The sequence below is a fragment of the Micromonospora sp. NPDC023814 genome, assembly GCF_040639595.1.
Taxonomy (GTDB): domain Bacteria; phylum Actinomycetota; class Actinomycetes; order Mycobacteriales; family Micromonosporaceae; genus Micromonospora.
Window position 1 is genome coordinate 13,145 of record NZ_JBFAAF010000054.1, and the last position, 15,761, is coordinate 28,905.

At 74.3% G+C, this 15,761-nt stretch carries 18 protein-coding genes; 6 read left to right on the plus strand and 12 right to left on the minus strand.

Annotation, left to right across the window (positions count from 1 at the left end; translation table 11 throughout):
* Positions 1-97: 97 nt before the first annotated feature.
* The 5 genes from AB0G14_RS24925 to pepN form a co-directional block, all read right to left on the minus strand.
* The gene (locus AB0G14_RS24925) at positions 98-958 is read right to left on the minus strand and encodes a DegV family protein (RefSeq protein WP_357701233.1); all 861 of its coding nucleotides are present in this window, start codon (positions 956-958) and stop codon (positions 98-100) included.
* Between the two features lie 39 nt (positions 959-997).
* Positions 998-1,627, minus strand: a complete 630-nt coding sequence (locus tag AB0G14_RS24930) for a histidine phosphatase family protein (protein WP_357701235.1) — start codon at positions 1,625-1,627, stop codon at positions 998-1,000.
* Complete coding sequence (gene rsfS, locus AB0G14_RS24935) at positions 1,624-2,034, minus strand: ribosome silencing factor (protein ID WP_350710838.1); 411 nt, start codon at positions 2,032-2,034, stop codon at positions 1,624-1,626. Before rsfS ends, AB0G14_RS24930 begins: the two co-directional genes overlap by 4 nt.
* Positions 2,035-2,144: 110 nt before the next feature.
* Positions 2,145-2,741, minus strand: coding sequence for a nicotinate-nucleotide adenylyltransferase (gene nadD / locus AB0G14_RS24940; RefSeq protein ID WP_357701238.1), 597 nt, complete (start codon positions 2,739-2,741; stop codon positions 2,145-2,147).
* Between the two features lie 69 nt (positions 2,742-2,810).
* Positions 2,811-5,306 (minus strand): aminopeptidase N, encoded by a 2,496-nt coding sequence (gene pepN / locus AB0G14_RS24945; RefSeq protein WP_357701240.1) that lies wholly within the window; start codon positions 5,304-5,306, stop codon positions 2,811-2,813.
* A gap of 68 nt (positions 5,307-5,374) precedes the next feature.
* Between pepN and AB0G14_RS24950 the strand changes: the two genes are divergently transcribed.
* Positions 5,375-5,593: a DUF397 domain-containing protein gene (locus tag AB0G14_RS24950; RefSeq protein WP_088992395.1), complete on the plus strand. Its 219-nt coding sequence runs from the start codon at positions 5,375-5,377 to the stop codon at positions 5,591-5,593.
* A gap of 98 nt (positions 5,594-5,691) precedes the next feature.
* On the opposite strand, the gene AB0G14_RS24955 is transcribed toward AB0G14_RS24950, so the two are convergent.
* Entirely contained in the window at positions 5,692-6,084 is a 393-nt protein-coding gene (locus AB0G14_RS24955) for a hypothetical protein (protein ID WP_357701242.1), read from the minus strand.
* A gap of 489 nt (positions 6,085-6,573) precedes the next feature.
* Here AB0G14_RS24955 and AB0G14_RS24960 point away from each other — a divergent pair, with 489 nt between their 5' ends.
* The 3 genes from AB0G14_RS24960 (at position 6,574) to AB0G14_RS24970 (ending at position 9,800) form a co-directional block, all read left to right on the plus strand.
* Positions 6,574-7,821, plus strand: coding sequence for a cytochrome P450 (locus tag AB0G14_RS24960; RefSeq protein ID WP_357701244.1), 1,248 nt, complete (start codon positions 6,574-6,576; stop codon positions 7,819-7,821).
* A 165-nt stretch (positions 7,822-7,986) separates the two neighbouring features.
* Positions 7,987-8,724 (plus strand): class I SAM-dependent methyltransferase, encoded by a 738-nt coding sequence (locus AB0G14_RS24965; protein ID WP_357701246.1) that lies wholly within the window; start codon positions 7,987-7,989, stop codon positions 8,722-8,724.
* Positions 8,721-9,800, plus strand: coding sequence for a glycosyltransferase (locus AB0G14_RS24970; protein WP_357701248.1), 1,080 nt, complete (start codon positions 8,721-8,723; stop codon positions 9,798-9,800). The genes AB0G14_RS24965 and AB0G14_RS24970 overlap by 4 nt, the downstream gene beginning before the upstream one ends.
* A gap of 203 nt (positions 9,801-10,003) precedes the next feature.
* Here AB0G14_RS24970 and AB0G14_RS24975 read toward each other — a convergent pair whose 3' ends face one another.
* Genes AB0G14_RS24975 through AB0G14_RS24985 form a run of 3 tightly spaced genes read right to left on the minus strand, consistent with a single transcriptional unit; the run spans position 10,004 to position 11,947 of the window.
* On the minus strand, positions 10,004-10,687 hold the full coding sequence (locus AB0G14_RS24975; protein ID WP_357701250.1) for a DUF3618 domain-containing protein: 684 nt from the start codon (positions 10,685-10,687) through the stop codon (positions 10,004-10,006).
* Positions 10,684-11,136: a phage holin family protein gene (locus AB0G14_RS24980; RefSeq protein WP_357701252.1), complete on the minus strand. Its 453-nt coding sequence runs from the start codon at positions 11,134-11,136 to the stop codon at positions 10,684-10,686. The genes AB0G14_RS24975 and AB0G14_RS24980 overlap by 4 nt, the downstream gene beginning before the upstream one ends.
* Before the next feature lie 31 nt (positions 11,137-11,167).
* Entirely contained in the window at positions 11,168-11,947 is a 780-nt protein-coding gene (locus AB0G14_RS24985; RefSeq protein WP_357701254.1) for a hypothetical protein, read from the minus strand.
* A gap of 258 nt (positions 11,948-12,205) precedes the next feature.
* Between AB0G14_RS24985 and AB0G14_RS24990 the strand changes: the two genes are divergently transcribed.
* Together AB0G14_RS24990 and AB0G14_RS24995 are read left to right on the plus strand one after the other, a co-directional pair.
* Positions 12,206-12,685: a DUF4383 domain-containing protein gene (locus AB0G14_RS24990; protein ID WP_357701256.1), complete on the plus strand. Its 480-nt coding sequence runs from the start codon at positions 12,206-12,208 to the stop codon at positions 12,683-12,685.
* Between the two features lie 36 nt (positions 12,686-12,721).
* Positions 12,722-13,381, plus strand: a complete 660-nt coding sequence (locus AB0G14_RS24995) for a DUF6766 family protein (RefSeq protein WP_357701258.1) — start codon at positions 12,722-12,724, stop codon at positions 13,379-13,381.
* A gap of 30 nt (positions 13,382-13,411) precedes the next feature.
* Here the strand turns inward: AB0G14_RS24995 and AB0G14_RS25000 are convergent, their stop codons facing one another.
* The 3 genes from AB0G14_RS25000 to rpmA form a co-directional block, all read right to left on the minus strand.
* A complete protein-coding gene (locus AB0G14_RS25000) occupies positions 13,412-13,861 on the minus strand; it encodes a GNAT family N-acetyltransferase (RefSeq protein ID WP_357701260.1) in 450 nt (149 codons plus the stop codon).
* A 70-nt stretch (positions 13,862-13,931) separates the two neighbouring features.
* Positions 13,932-15,410 (minus strand): GTPase ObgE, encoded by a 1,479-nt coding sequence (gene obgE / locus AB0G14_RS25005; RefSeq protein WP_357701262.1) that lies wholly within the window; start codon positions 15,408-15,410, stop codon positions 13,932-13,934.
* A gap of 93 nt (positions 15,411-15,503) precedes the next feature.
* A complete protein-coding gene (rpmA, locus tag AB0G14_RS25010) occupies positions 15,504-15,758 on the minus strand; it encodes a 50S ribosomal protein L27 (RefSeq protein ID WP_013288010.1) in 255 nt (84 codons plus the stop codon).
* Between the last annotated feature and the right edge of the window lie 3 nt (positions 15,759-15,761).

Here is a 15,761-nt window from a genome sequence, read left to right on the forward strand (position 1 = left end):
CAGCGGCGCCGCCGGGCGCGCGCCGGCCGCCCCCACTGCCCCGTCCGGTGGGGCAGCTCGACAGCGTCAGCGGGGCGTGACCGTCGCGGGATCGACGTTAGTCGGTGGCGGGCGGCCGGCGGTGCACGACCACGCAGGCCAGGCCCGGCCCGGCGTGCGCGGCGACCACCGCGCCCGCCTCCGAGACGTACGCGTGGTGCAGGCGTTCGCCCAGCCGGGCGGTCAGTGTCTCCAGCAGCGCCTCGGCCCGCTGCGGCGCGGCCAGGTGGTGCACGGCCAGGTCGACGTCGTCGTCGCCGGCCGCCTCGACGGCCAGGTCGACGAGGCGGGCCACGCCCCGGCTGGCGGTGCGCACCTTGTCCCTGACGACGATCGCCCCGTCCGGCATGTGCATGATCGGCTTGACCGACAGCGCGGTGCCGAGCAGCGCCTCCGCGGCGCCGATCCGGCCGCCCCGGCGCAGAAACTCCAGCGTGTCGACGTAGAACCAGATGCTGGTGCGGTCGACCGCCGCCAGCGCGGCGTCGCGTACGCCCGGAAGGTCCCCGCCCCGCTCGGCCGCCGTGGCGGCGGCGACGGCCGGGAAGCCCAGGCCCATGCCGGTCGAGCGGCTGTCGACCACGGCGACCCGGTCGTCGAACTCGGCGGCGGCCAGCCGAGCGGCCTCCACCGTGCCGGAGAGCTCGGCCGACAGGTGCACCGAGACGATCCCGTCGGCGCCGGCGTCGAACAGGTCCCGGTACGTCCGCGCGAACTGCTCCGGGGCGGGGCGGGAGGTGCTCACCGAGACCCGCCGCCCGCCGAGTGCCCGGGTGGCGTCGACCGGGGTGACCTCCACCCCCTCCAGCCCCTCCGCGCCGTTGAGCACGACGGTCAACGGCACCACTGTCAGCCGGCGGGCGTGCAGCAGTTCGGGCGGGAGGTAGGCGGTGGAGTCGGTGACGACCGCGACGGGCATGCCCGGCACGCTAGCCGATTGCGGCGGGTAACGCCGGGGTCAGACGGCCTCGGTGGTGGCCGGCACAGTGATCAGGCCGACATTGTGGGCGCGCAGGTGCCAGCCTCGGGCGTCGTCGTGCCGCAGCTCCGTCCAGTGGCAGTTGGACAGCGACCCGACGGTGCGCAGCACCGCGTGCTCCCAGCCGAGCAGTTGGCCGACGCCCTGCCGGGCGCCGCCGCCGTGGGTGGTCACCACGACGGTGCCGCCGGGGGCCAGGTCGGCGGCGTCCTGGAACGCCGCGCCGATCCGCTTGCCGAGGTCGTCGAGGGTCTCGATGCCGGAGCCCGGATCCGGGTCACCGGCCCGCCAGCGGGCGAACTCGGCGGGGTGTCGCTCGGCCGCCTCGGTGAGCACGAGCCCCTGCCAGAGCCCGAAGTGCCGCTCCCGCAGCCGCGGGTCGGTGCGCACCGGCAACCCGGTCAGCGCCGCGAGCGCGGCGGCGGTGTCCGCCGCGCGGCTCAGGTCGCTGGCGACGATGGCGTCCGGCCGCAGCGCGGCGAGCAGGGGCGCGGCGGCGCGGGCCTGCTCGCGGCCGAGGTCGTTGAGCGGCACGTCGGTCTGCCCCTGGACCCGGCTGGCGGCGTTCCAGTCCGTGTTGCCGTGCCGCCAGACGATCAGGCGGGTCATTCCGCGGCGGCGGAGCCGGTGCCGGACTCGGCGTCGACCAGGTCCCGGTCGACGAACGGGATCGTCGGGCAGTCCTTCCAGAGCCGGTCGAGGGCGTAGAACTCGCGCTCCTCGGTGTGCTGGACGTGCACCACGATGTCGACGTAGTCCAGCAGCACCCACCGGCCGCCCCGCTCGCCCTCGCGCCGGACCGGCTTGGCCTTCTCCGGAAGCTGGAGCAGGCGCTCCTCGATGGCGTCGACGATGGCGAGCACCTGACGCTCGTTCGGGGCGGCGGCGAGCAGGAACGCGTCGGTGATGGCGAGCTGGTCGCCCACGTCGATGATGACGATGTCCTGCGCCTTCTTGTCGGCCGCGGCCTGGGCGGCGGCGATCGCCAACTCGTGAGCGCGTTCGGAAACTGTCACCGTTCTCCTTCGATCAACCGTGCGATCCTCCAAGCGTCTCACACACGGCGGAATCCCGACTCGTCAGTTCTGACGCGTTACCCGGCCGAACCACCTGATACCGGGTCGAATCACTGCTGGTAGAGACGCCGTTTGGCGATGTACTGCACCACACCGTCCGGCACGAGGTACCAGACCGGCTCCCCGCGGGCGACCCGCTCGCGGCAGTTCGTGGACGAGATGGCCATCGCCGGCACCTGCACCAGGCTCACCGTGTCGGCGGGCAGGTGCGCGTCGGTGAGCTCGAAGCCGGGCCGGGTCACCCCGATGAAGTGGGCCAGCTCGAAGATCTCGTCCAGGTCCTTCCAGGAGAGGATCCGCTCCAGCGCGTCGGCGCCGGTGATGAAGTAGAGCTGCACCTTCGGGCCGTACTCGGCGTGCAGGTCACGCAGCGTGTCGACCGTGTAGGTCGGCCCGCCCCGGTCGATGTCGACGCGGCTGACCTGGAAGCGGGGGTTGGAGGCGGTGGCGATCACCGTCATCAGGTAGCGGTCCTCGGCCGGGCTGACCGGCTGGTCCTCCTTCTGCCACGGCTGGCCGGTGGGGACGAAGACCACCTCGTCCAGGCCGAACCGGTCCGCCACCTCGCTGGCCGCGACGAGGTGCCCGTGGTGGATCGGATCGAAGGTCCCGCCCATGATGCCGATCCGCCGGATGTCCTCCTCCATCCGATGATCGTAGGCCGGGCACGGTCGACGGCGACCCGGGGCCGCCGGCCGTCCCGGCCACCGGTCCGCTCAGGCCGACCGGGCCACCAGCGCCCGGCGCAGGTCGTCGTCCAGGTCGGTGACCCAGCGCCGCAGGCCGGGCGTGAGGTCGTCCCGGGTCAGCAGGGCCGCGGCCAGCTCCCGGGTGGGCTGCGCCACGGCGTACCGGGGGAAGGCCCGCACGGTGACCGCGTCGGCCACCCAGGGGGTACGCAGCTTCGCCGCCGCCGGCATGTCGGCGAAGTACCGCTCGACGTACGGTGCGGTCAGCTCGGCCTGCTCCGGCTGCCAGAAGCCCTCGGCGGTCGCCTCCACGAGGCGGTTGGACAGCTCGGTGTTGCGCACCACGATCTCCCAGGCGACCCGCTTGGCCTCCCCGTCCGGCAGCGCCGCCCGGCAGCAGGCGGCCCGCTCCGCCCCGGTGGCGCTACGGTCCGCGGCCGCCTCGGCGGCGATCTCCGCCTCGCCGGCCGCGCCCAGCACCACCAGGCGTAGCAGCAGCGCCCAGCGCAGGTCGGCGTCGACGGCCAGGCCCTCCGGCGCGCCGTCACCGGCCAGCCACCCGGCGAGCAGCCCGGTGTCGGTGGTGGCCGCGATCAGGCCGCGGGCGGCGGCGAGCTGCAACGAGCCCCCGGCCGGCGCCCCGGCGAGCAGGGCCGCGCACGCCCCGGCGACCCGGAGCAGGGCGGCGTCCCGGGCGAGCGGGTCCAGGTAGCGGTCGATCAGCCGGCGGCTCAGGGTGAGCACCTCCTCGGCGATCGTCACCTCCGTCTCGGCGGGCAGCGCCGCGGCGACCAGGGCGACCAGCGAGGTGACCGGGCGCTCCCCGTCGGTGGCCGCGTCGAGCGCCTCGCCCCAGAGCAGGGCCCGGGCCAGCGGGTCGGCGAGCCCCGGCAGCACCATGGGCACCGCGTCGACCGAAGCCGGGTCGAGGCGGATCTTGGCGAAGGTCAGGTCGCCGTCGTTCGGCAGCAGCAGCCCGGTGGCCGGCTCGCCGAGCAGCGGGGTCAGCGTGGTCCGCCCGCCGTCGGCGTCCGGGTCCAGGTCGACCTCGAAGCGGCTCGCCGTGCCGTCGGCGTACCGGCCCACGCCGACGCGGTGCGGGCGCAGCACCGGGTGCGACGCGGGGGCGGTCTGCACGATCGCCGCGTCCCGCCAACGCCCGTCGGCGTCGACCGAGGTCTCGATGCGCAGCGTGTTGACCTGCGCGCTGCGCAGCCACCGGTCGGCCCAGGCGCCCAGGTCCCGCCCGCCGGCGTCGCCGAGGGCGGCCAGCAGGTCGGTCAGCGTGGCGTTGCCGAACCGGTGCTTCGCGAAGTGCGCGTTCAGCCCGGCGAGGAACGCCTCGTCGCCCAGCCAGGCGACCAGCTGCCGCAGCACGCTGGCCCCCTTGGCGTACGAGATGCCGTCGAAGTTGAGCAGGGCCTCGGCGGCGTCGGCGACCTCGGCCGGGGCGACGGGGTGGGTCGACGGCCGCTGGTCGGCGGTGTAGCCCCAGGACTTGCGGCGGATCGCGAAGGTCGTCCAGGCCCGGTCGAAGCGGGTCGCCTCGGCGGTCACCCGGGTGCCCAGGTACTCGGCGAAGGACTCGTTCAGCCAGAGATCGTCCCACCAGCGCATGGTGACCAGGTCGCCGAACCACATGTGCGCCATCTCGTGGGCGATGGTGGTGGCGCGCACCTCGCGCTGGCTGTCGGTGACCGCCGAGCGGAACACGTAGTCGTCCCGGAAGGTGACCAGTCCGGGGTTCTCCATCGCGCCGGCGTTGAACTCGGGCACGAACGCCTGGTCGTACTTGCCGAACGGGTAGCGATCGGCGAAGAGTTGGTGGAAGCGGTCGAGGCACTGCTTCGTGACGGTGAGGATCTCGTCGAGGTCGGCGTCCAGGTGGGCGGCGAGGGAACGGCGGCAGTACACGCCGAGCGGGATGCCGTCGTGGGAGTCGCGGCGGACGTGCCAGGGGCCGGCGACCACCGAGAAGAAGTACGTGGCCAGCGGGGCGGTGGGGGCGAACTCCCAGCGCCCCGGCCGGGGGTTCGCGGCGAGCGCCCCGTTGGCGGCGACCGTCCACTCCGCCGGGGCGGTGACCGAGAGCGTCACCGGGGCCTTCAGGTCCGGCTGGTCGAAGGCGGCGAAGATGCGCGGCGCCTCGTCCAGGAAGGACATCGCGTACAGGTACGTCTCGCCGTCGGCCGGGTCGACGAAGCGGTGCATCCCCTCGCCGGTGTTCGAGTACGCCATCTCGGCGGTGACGGTGAGCGTGTTCTCCGCCGCCAGGTCGGCCAGCGGGAACCGACCGTCGGCCAGCGCGGCCGGGTCGAGGTCCCGGTCGTTGAGGCGTACCGTCAGCAGCTTCGCGGGCTTGACCTCGACGAAGGTCTGCGCCCCGGCGGCGGCCCGGAACCGGATGGTGGCAGTCGAGCGAAACCGCTCGCCGTCGCCGGTCAGGTCGAGGTCCACCTGGTAGGACTCGACGGTGATCGCCGCGCCACGCGCGGTCGCCTCTACACGGGTCAGGCTCGGCATCCGCTTATCCTGCCCGATGGGGATCCGCACGTGTTTCCCATGACCCCGTGGCACTGGAGGACTGAACCATGGCTTCGCACCCCAAGGGTGACTTCGACCTCTCCCGGGCGGTCTGGCAGCGGGCCGAAGGCGACACCTCCGAGAGCGCCGTCGAGGTGGCCTTCGTCGACGACCTGATCGGCATGCGCAACTCCGCCGAGCCGGACGGCCCGGTGCTGGTCTTCACCCAGGCCGAGTGGGACGCCTTCGTCGCCGGTGCCCAGGACGGCGAGTTCGACCTGGACTGAGCCGAGGAGGCCGGTCGGGTCGGTCGGCGGCACCGCCGTCGGCCCCCCGTCCGCCCCGCGGGGCGGGCGGGCCGGGGCATCCCGTGGGCCGCGCGCCCCTAGTCGCCGTCGCCCCAGCCCAGTCCGCCGGGGCCGGGGGCGTGGTGGAAGCCGGGGTGGTCGGCCACGTCGACGCAGCGCTCGCCGTCCGGCCCGGACGCGCCGCAGAAAAGCCGCTCGGCGTGCTGCCACGCCTCGGCCGGCGACAGCGCCGACGCGCCCAGGGCCAGCTCGGGTCGCAGCAGGCTCAGCGCCTCCGCGTATCCGACGGCGACCTCCCGGGCCGACTCCAGGTCGGGCGCGGTGAAGCCGAGGTGCACGGTGAAGAACCGGCCCGGCCGGGCCGGGCGGCGAGGCGGCGCGATCAACGGGGCGCCGGCCGCGTCCCGTGCCGCGCCGAGCACCCCCAGCGCCTGCCGCTGCCGCCAGTACGGCGGCCTGTTGTCCCGCATGGGTCCTCCCGTGGCGATCGTGGACGCGGCCCTCCCCCAGGTGACCCGCCCGGGTTCCGGCCCGGCTGCCTGCCGTCGGCACGCCGTCGGCGGCCCGACCGGACCGCTCCCCCGAGCCAACCAGCTTTCCGCTCCCCTGGGAGGGGCCAGCGGGCGCGCCGTGCGCTGGCCCCCTCCCCTCACGTTCCGCCATCCGGCCGGACGTGGCCGGCGACCGGGAACCGCGTGCGAGTCCCGGGCGGCACCGGGTGCGCACCGGACCAGCCCGGCGGGACGGGGTCCCCGACCGCCCGCCGCCCCGGACCGGCCAGCCAGCCAGACCGCCCACCACCCGGCACCGGCCGCACACCGGCCAGCCAGACCGACCGCAGCCCGGCACCGGCCGCACGCCGGGCTGCGCGGGATTGCGTCACGCCGGCCTGGGTAGACGCAGAGGCATCGACGAGACCGGCCGGCCGGCAACGGCCGCCGCCCGCGGCAGGAGGCCCGATGGCGACCATCCCGACGGAGCGCAGCCCGGAGAGCTCGGTGGCGTTCCTGCGCGACGGCTACCGTTTCGTCGGCCGCCGCTGCGACCGCCACGGCAGCGACATCTTCCAGGCCCGGCTGCTGCTGGAGCGCACCATCTGCCTGCGCGGCCGCCCGGCGGCCGAGCTGTTCTACGACACCGAGCGGTTCGTCCGCGCGGGTGCGACGCCGATGCGGGCGCAGCGCACCCTGACCGGCCGGGGCGGCGTGCAGGGCCTGGACGGCGCCGACCACCGCGACCGCAAGGCCATGATCATGTCGATCATGACGCCGACCGCGGTCCGGCACCTCGGCCAACTCTTCGACGACGAGTGGCGGGCCCGCGTCCCGGCCTGGGAGGCGGGCGGGCCCGTCGTGCTGTACGACGAGGTCGGCCGGATGCTGACGCGCGCGGTCTGCGCCTGGGCGGGCGTGCCGCTGGCGGCCTCCGAGGTCGACCGGCGCACCGCCGACCTGCACGCGATGATCGAGGGACCGGCGGCGCTCGGCCCCCGGCACTGGCGCGGCCTGCTGGGCCGCCGCCGGGGCGAGCGCTGGATCGGCGGCGTCATCGACCGCGCGCGCGTCGGCACGTTCCCGGCGCCCGAGGGCAGCGCGCTGCGGGTGATCGCCGAGCACCGCGACGCCCACGGGCGGCTGCTCCCCCGCCGGATCGCCGCCGTCGAACTGCTCAACGTGCTGCGCCCCACCGTCGCCGTCGACCGGTTCGTCGTGTTCGCCGCGCTCGCGCTGCACGACCACCCGTCCTGGCGGCAGCGGGCCCGCGAGAGCGAGGAGGCCACCGAGAGCTTCGTGCAGGAGGTACGCCGCTTCTACCCCTTCTTCCCGGTGGCCGCCGCCCGGGTCCGTCGCTCCTTCGACTGGCAGGGTTACCACTTCCCGCGTGGCCGGCGGGTGCTGCTCGACCTGTACGGCACCGACCACCACCCGGAGCTCTGGCCCGAGCCGGAGCGGTTCCGCCCGGAGCGCTTCACCGGCTGGCGGGGCGACCCGTTCCGCTTCGTCCCCCAGGGCGGCGGGAACCAGCTGTCCGGCCACCGCTGCGCCGGTGAGTGGATCACCATCGAGCTGATGAGGCGGGCGGTGACGAACCTGACCACCGCCATGCGCTACGACGTGCCCCCGCAGGACCTGGCGCTGAGCCTGAGCCGGATGCCGGCGCTGCCGCCCAGCGGCTTCGTGATCACGAACGTCCGCCGCACCGCCTGAGTGCACCACCCCCGGCCGGTCTGGTCGGTCGGCAACCGGTGACCGGGGACGGGCCGCCCGCTCCCGGCGCGCCGCCCGTGGCCGCCCGGCGGAACCGGCGAACCGGTTTGACCGGCCGATATGCGGGCACCTGCTGCGGGCACCCACCGTCACCGGGAGACACCGTTGTCCTTCGACGCCAGCGAGTACGGCCGGCACGTGGCCGAGGTCTACGACGAGACGTACGCCCACCTCGCACCGGACGCCGCGGTGGAGCGGCTGGCCGCGCTGGCGGACGGCGGCCCCGTGTGCGAGTTCGGCGTCGGCACCGGCCGGCTCGCGCTGCCGCTGGTCGCCCGGGGGCTGACCGTCGCCGGCATCGAGGGCTCCCCCGAGATGGTCGCGGGGTTGCGGGCGAAGCCAGGCGGCGACGCGGTCGAGATGGCCGTCGGCGACTTCGCGCAGACCCGGGTGCCCGGCGAGTTCGCCCTGGTGGTGCTGGCGTTCAACACGATCTTCGCGCTGCCGGACCAGGCCGCCCAGGTCGCCTGCTTCCGCAACGCCGCCGCCCACCTGCGCCCCGGCGGCCGGTTCGTGGTCGAGGCCTGGGTGCCCGATCCCGGGGCCTTCCGGGCCGGCGGCGCGCTGCGCCCGGTGCGGGTGGCCGAGGACGCGGTGCTGCTGGAGGCGGCCCTGCTGCACCCGGCCGAGCAACGGATGATCACCACGAAGGTCCGGTTCAGCAACGCCGGGGTGCGGTTGCTGCCGGCCAACCACCGCTACGCCTGGCCCGCCGAGCTGGACCTGATGGCCGAGCTGGCCGGGATGCGCCGGGAACACCGGTGGCAGGACTGGACCGGGCGGCCGTTCACCGACGACAGTCGCGACCACGTGTCGGTCTACCGGCGCCCGGCGCGGCCGTGACCGCCCCCGCCCGCCCGGCGGGCGACGCGCCCGGCCCGGACCACCACCGCGCGGTCGGGACCACCGGTGACCACCGCGCCACACCGACGCCGGCGGCCGGGACCGCCGACGACCGCGGGCTGCCGATCGCGTACGTCCTGCCGCTGCGCTGGACCGACGACGCCGGGCTCCCCGAGCTGACCGGCTACCTGCGCTGGCTCGGCTCGCGGGTCGACGTGACCGTGGTGGACGGGTCGCCGCCGAAGCTGTTCGCCCGGCACCGGGTGGCCTGGCGGGGACTGGTCCGGCACCTGCCACCCGATCCCGCCGTACGGGGCGTCAACGGGAAGGTGACCGGCGTGCTCACCGGCGTCGCCGCGGCCCGGCACGAGCACGTGGTGATCGCCGACGACGACGTCCGGTACGACGAGGCGGGGTTGCGCGCCGTGCACCGGCTGCTCGACCGGGTGGACCTGGTCCGGCCGCAGAACTACTTCGACCCGCTGCCCTGGCACGCGTGGTGGGACACCGGGCGGACCCTGCTCAACCGGGCCCTCGGCGCGGACTACCCCGGCACCCTGGCGGTGCGCCGGAGCACCTTCCTCGCCATGGGCGGCTACGACCCGGACGTGCTCTTCGAGAACCTGGAGCTGATCCGCACCGTGCGCGCGTACGGGGGCACCGAGGCGGCACCCGCCTGGCTGCACGTACGCCGGCTGCCGCCCGACACCGCCCACTTCCTCGGCCAGCGGGTGCGCCAGGCGTACGACGACCTGGCCCAGCCGGCCCGCCTGGTGGCCTCGCTCGCGGTCCTGCCGGCGCTGGCCGCGGCGGTCGCGGCCCGGCGACCGGGGCTGCTGCTCGGCGCGGCCGCGACCACGGTGGCGCTGGCCGAGGCGGGCCGGCGCCGGGCCGGCGGCAGCGCGGTCTTCCCGCCGACCGCCGCCCTGGCGGCCCCGCTCTGGGTGCTGGAACGCGGCGCGTGCAGCTGGCTCGCCCTCGGCCGGCGGCTCCTCCTCGGCGGGGTCCGCTACGCCGGCGGCCGGGTCCGGCGCGCCGCCCACTTCGACCGCACCCTCCGCCGCCGCCTCCGCTGACCCGCCCCACGCCCACGCCCACGCGATCTTGCACTTCCTGCCCGGACAGTCCGGACACAAAGCCGCAAAAGGCGGGGCACAAACTGCAAGATCGCGGCGGGCGGCGGGCGGCGCGGGGGCGGGACGCACGCGACAGCTCGCGGCCACTCTCCGGAACGTTTCCGGGAGTGGCCGCGAGCTGCGGCGTGCGGTGGCCGGGTCGGTCAGTACCGCACCTGTTCGCGCGACTGCTGCGCCTGGTCCTTCACCTCCTGCGCAACGGAGCGGGTGTCGTCCTTGACGGCGTGCACGGCCTCCTGCGCGGTGGACCTCACCGACTCGGTGGCGTGCTGCGCCGGCTCACGCAGCTCTTCCTTCAGCTCGCCGGCGACCTCGCCCAGCTTCTCCTTCACCACCCCGGCGTGCTCGCCGGCCTTCTCCTTGACCTGCGTCGCCACCTGCTGCTCACGACGGGTGGCCGGGATCAGCGAGGAGGCGAGCCAGCCGACGCCGAAGGCGATCAGGCCGGCGGCCAGCGGGTTGCCCTCGGACTTCCGCCGGATCGCGTGCGGGGCCCGGTGCGCGGCGTCGCCGACCGTCGAGGCGGCCGAGTGCGCCCGGTCGCCGACCGTCGAGGCGGCCGAGTGCGCCCGGTCGCTGACGGCGGACGCCGCCGACGAGGCGTGGTCGCCCACCGAGTGGGCGCGGTGCTTGGTGCTGTGACCCAGGTCGGAAGCGGTTCCCATCACCTTGTCCCTCACATTCTGCAGTGCGTTGCGGGCCCGCTGCTTGCGGTCGTCGACGATGCGGGCGGGGCTGACCTTGTACGCCAGCGCGTCCACGTCGGAGCTCAGGTTGCTCCGGGTGGCTTCGATCTCCCGGCGGATCTGGTCCGGGTCGGTGCTCATCGGGGGACCTCCTGCGGGTGGGGCTTGAGCGCGTCGGGAATCCGCTGCACGCTCTCGTTGGTCTGCTTGAGGCCGCGAATCCGCTCGGCGTTCTTCTTGGCCATGGAGTAGAGGACCGCGGCGATCGCCCCCCAGATGACGGCCACGACCAGCGCCGCCCAGCCGGCGTCCATCACGTTGGACAGCCCGGCCCAGAGGGCCAGCGACAGGAACAGGGCCACCATGTAACCGCCGAAGCCGGCGCCGCCGAAGAAGCCGGCGGCCTTGCCCGCCCTCTTGCCCTCCTGGCGGATCTCGGCCTTGGCGAGTTCGACCTCCTGCCGCATCAGGGTGGACAGGTCGGCGGTGACCTGACGCATCAGCTCACCGATCGAGCTGCCCCGGACCTCGTCCGCGTCGTGGGGGTGGTGACCGGAGTTCAGCCCCGACCCCTGCGTCGGCATGCTCATGCCGCCGCCTCCCTTCGGATGACTCGTGGGCTCACGGACGGGTGGTCCCGCTCGACGGCACGCCCGGCAGCGGATCGGTCCGGGTCACCGGCGGCAGCGGCTGACCGACGCCACCCGCCGGGTCGGCGTAGCCGGTGGTGGTCTGCGGATCGGCGTACCCGCCCGGGGCCGGGTCCAGGTAGCCGCCCGGCGGCACGGCGTCCGGCACCGCACGCTGGGCCGGCGTCGGCGGGATGACCGCCGTCCGGTCCGGGTCGTAGCCGGCACCCGAGCCGTACGCGGAGTGGCCGTTGCCGCCCTGGCCATCGCCGGCGGCGGAGATGTTCCTGGTCAGCCGGCCGGCGAGCACGCCCAGCACGGCCGCGCCGACGAGGAAGGTGCCCGGGTTGCGGCGGGCGTAGTCACGCACCTCGGCGATGATGTCGCCGGGCTCCCGCTGCTCCAGCCAGCCGGCCACGCCGTGCACCCGGTCGGCGGCCTGGCGGGCGATCTCGCTCACCGGCCCGGCCTGACCGCCCTGCTCTGCCATCGAGCGCATCTCGTCGGCCAGCGAGCGGAGCCCACCGGCGGCGCGCCGCTGCTGCTCACCGGCCTGGCTGGCCACCTGGCTGCGGGCCTCGCCGTAGAGGTTGCGCGCCTGGCGGGTCGCCTCGCCGACGACCTCCCTGCCCTGCTCCTTGGCCGTCCCGGCGACGGCACCGCCGGCCTGCTTCGCCTCCGACCCGACCTGGCGGGCCTGCTCGCGGACGCCGCCGCCGTTGGTCGACTCCTGCCCGTACGTGGAAGTCGTGGGTGACAGATCGTAAGTCATGATGTCCCTTCCGCTCGGAAAGTCGTCGCGGCTGTGCTGGGGGAATGCGACCGGCCATTGCTGCCGCCGCCTCCTCTGACCTACCCTCCGTCGCCGCTTCCATACCTCGTTCGTGACTTCTCCTGCGGCCCGTCGGGTGCGGACTACAAAATGGAGGATCGTCGGGCCGGATGCCGGTGCCATCACGGACAGTGACGGCCGGTCGCCGCGACCCGCGCCGCGGGCAGGGCGTTCCGCGGGTCCACGGAGGTGACATCGATGGCACGGAACGCTCGCGGCGCCCCGCCGGGACGGAAGCCCGGGGTGCAGTTCGCCGCGGTGGCCGCGGCCGGGATCTTCGCCCTGGTCGGGGTGCTCGGGTTCATCCCCGGCATCACCACCGGCTACGGCGACATGACGTTCGCCGGTCACCACTCCGAGGCCCGACTGCTCGGCCTGTTCCAGGTGTCGATCCTGCACAACGCGCTGCACCTGGGCTTCGGACTGGCCGGGCTGGTGCTGGCCCGCACCGTCGCCGGGGCCCGGATCTTCCTCGCCGGCGGCGGCGCGCTCTACCTCGGCCTGTGGCTGTACGGCTTCGCGATCGACCGGGAGAGCGTGTTGAACTTCATCCCGGTCAACGACGCCGACAACTGGCTGCACCTGGCCCTCGGCTTCGGCATGCTCGCCCTCGGGCTGCTGCTGTCCAACCAGGTCGGCACCGGCGGCCGTCTGGACAGGCCCTTCGACCGCCCCTGACCGCAGACGGCCCGGGATCGCGACAAGGAGGTCGTCATGCTCCGCCGGCTACGGGACCACGCGCTGACGATCTCGATGTTCGGTGCCTTCCTCGTCTTCCTCGCGTTGCAGAGCGTGTTCGGCTGGCACGCCCGCAACGAGGAGTTGACCGATCTCGGCGCGGCGCCCGTGGCCTGGCCGGCGTACCTGCGCAGCGGGCACTTCGCCGAGGCCGTCTTCGAGAACTGGGAGTCGGAGTTCCTCCAGATGGGCGGCTACGTCCTGCTCACCGCGTACCTGGTGCAGCGGGGCTCGGCCGAGTCGAAGCCCGTCGGGCAGACCGACCGCCCCGCGGACGACGAGCGACGCGCCACCCCCGACTCACCCTGGCCGGTGCGGGCCACCGGCCTACCGCTGGCGGTCTACCGGAACAGCCTCTCGATCGCGCTGCTGCTGATCTTCGCCGGCTCGTTCCTCGGCCACCTGGTCGGCGGCACGGCCACCTACAACGAGGAGCAGGCGCTGCTGGCCGGCGCGCCACCGATCGGCGTCCGGGAGTTCCTCGGCACCAGCGAGTTCTGGTACCAGTCGATGCAGAACTGGCAGAGCGAGTTCCTCGCGGTCGGGATGCTGATCGTGCTGAGCGTCTTCCTGCGTCAGCACGGGTCGCCGGAGTCGAAGCCGGTCACCGCCGCGCACTCGCACACCGGCGACTGACCGGCCGGCCGGCGCCGGACGCGGGCGCCGTCAGGCCGGCACGCGCAGCCGCTTGGCGAAGCAGACGCTGTACGGGTTGCTGACGTACTCGCCGTACACCGGGATCGGCTCGTACCCGCAGGAGGTGTAGAGGCCGATCGCGGCCGGCAGGTACGTGCCGGTCTCCAGGCAGACCACCGCGTGCCCCTGCCGGAAGGCCAACTCCTCCAGCGCGGCCAGCAACTGCCGGGCGATGCCCCGCCCCCGGTACGCCGGACGGACGTACATCCGCTTCAGCTCGCCGGTGCCGTCGTCGAGCGCCTGGATCCCGCCGCAGGCGATCGCCCGCCCGCCGGCCACCACCACGAGGTAGCGGATGTCGTCGTGGGTCACGGTCGCCTGGCCGTCCAACCCGCCGTCCGCCTCGCGCAGCTCGCGCTGCTGGGCGGTGACCAGGGCGTCGATCTCCGGGTCCGTGGCGGGGCGGGACTCGATCAGCATCAGGCCACGCTAGGCGGCGCGGATTTCGGGCAGGTTTCCGGCAGTCGACCCGCTCACGGAGCGCGACGAGCTATTCGGCGTCGCCCTCCTCGACCCCGTCGTACGGGCCGACCTCGTCCGACGGGCCGGCCTCGACCTCGTCGGCGGGGCGCTGCCGGCGGGCCTTGCGGGCGGCCAGCCGCTCCGCCGCGGAGGCGCGGGTCGACTTCTCCTCCAGCCGGACGTCCGTGCCCCGGTTGCCCGGGACGAAGTCGGCGCCGGCGTAGAGGGTCGGCTGCCAGTCGAACTCGCGGTCGCCGATCCGGACGAGGTCGCCCGGCTCCGCGCCGGCCTTCCCGAGCTTCTCCTCGACGCCCAGGCGCGCCAGCCGGTCGGCCAGGTAGCCCACCGCCTCGTCGTTGTCGAAGTTCGTCTGCCGCACCCAGCGCTCGGGACGGACGCCGCGCACGAGCCAGCCGCCGTCCGGCGCGGCCTCGATCGTGAAGCCGGCGTCGTCGACCGCCCTCGGCCGGATCACGATCCGGGTCGGCTCGGCCGGCGGCGCGGCGCTGCGCGCCTGCTCCACCAGCTCCGCCATGGCGTACGTCAGCTCCTTCAGCCCCTCCCGGGTGGCCGCCGAGACCTCGAACACCCGGAAGCCGCGCTCCTCCAGGTCGGGGCGGACGATCTCGGCCAGATCCCGGCCGTCCGGCACGTCGACCTTGTTCAGCGCCACCAGCCGGGGCCGGTCGGCCAGGCCGCCGTACTCGGTCAGCTCGGCCTCGATGGTGTCGATGTCGGCCACCGGGTCCCGGCCGGGCTCCAGGGTGGCGGTGTCGATGACGTGCACCAGCACCGAGCAGCGCTCGATGTGCCGGAGGAATTCCAGGCCGAGGCCCTTGCCGGTGGCCGCCCCCGGGATCAGGCCCGGCACGTCGGCGACCGTGAAGGTGTGGTTGTCCACCCGGACCACGCCCAGGTTGGGCACCAGGGTGGTGAACGGGTAGTCGGCGATCTTCGGCTTGGCGGCGGAGATCACCGAGATCAGCGACGACTTGCCGGCCGACGGGAAGCCCACCAGGCCGACGTCGGCGACGCTCTTGAGCTCCAGCACCACGTCGAGCTGCTCGCCGGGCTCGCCCAGCTCGGCGAAGCCGGGGGCCTTGCGCCGGGCGTTGGCCAGCGACGCGTTGCCCCGGCCGCCGCGCCCGCCCCGGGCGACCTCGAAGGTCGTGCCGGCGCCGACCATGTCGGCCAGCACGGTGCCGTCGAGGGCCTGCACGACGGTGCCGTTCGGCACCTTCAGCACGAGGTTGTGGCCGTTCGCGCCGTCCCGGTTCGACCCGGCGCCGCCCTTGCCGTTCTCGGCCTTGACGTGCGGGCGGAAGTGGAAGTCGAGCAGCGTCGTCACCTGCGGGTCGACCACGAGGGACACGCTGCCGCCATGCCCGCCGTTGCCGCCGTCGGGGCCGCCGAAGGGCTTGAACTTCTCCCGGTGGATCGAGACACAACCGTGCCCGCCATCGCCGGCCTGCAGGTGCAGGACGACCCGGTCAACGAACGTCGCCACGGGCGTCAATCCTTCCAGCGAGGTCGACTCCCCGCACGAGAAAAGGCGAAGCGGGCCGGGACACGAGGTCCGCGGCCCGCTGCGCCGGAGAAACTACTGCTGCGGCACGATGCTGACGGTCTTGCGACCGCGCTTGGTGCCGAACTGGACCGAACCGGCGGCCAGCGCGAAGAGCGTGTCGTCTCCGCCACGGCCGACCAGGTCACCGGGGTGGAACTTGGTGCCACGCTGACGGATGAGGATCTCACCCGCGCTGACGACCTGACCACCGAAGCGCTTCACGCCGAGCCGCTGGGCCGCGGAGTCACGACCGTTGCGCGAGCTGGACGCACCCTTTTTGTGAGCCATCTG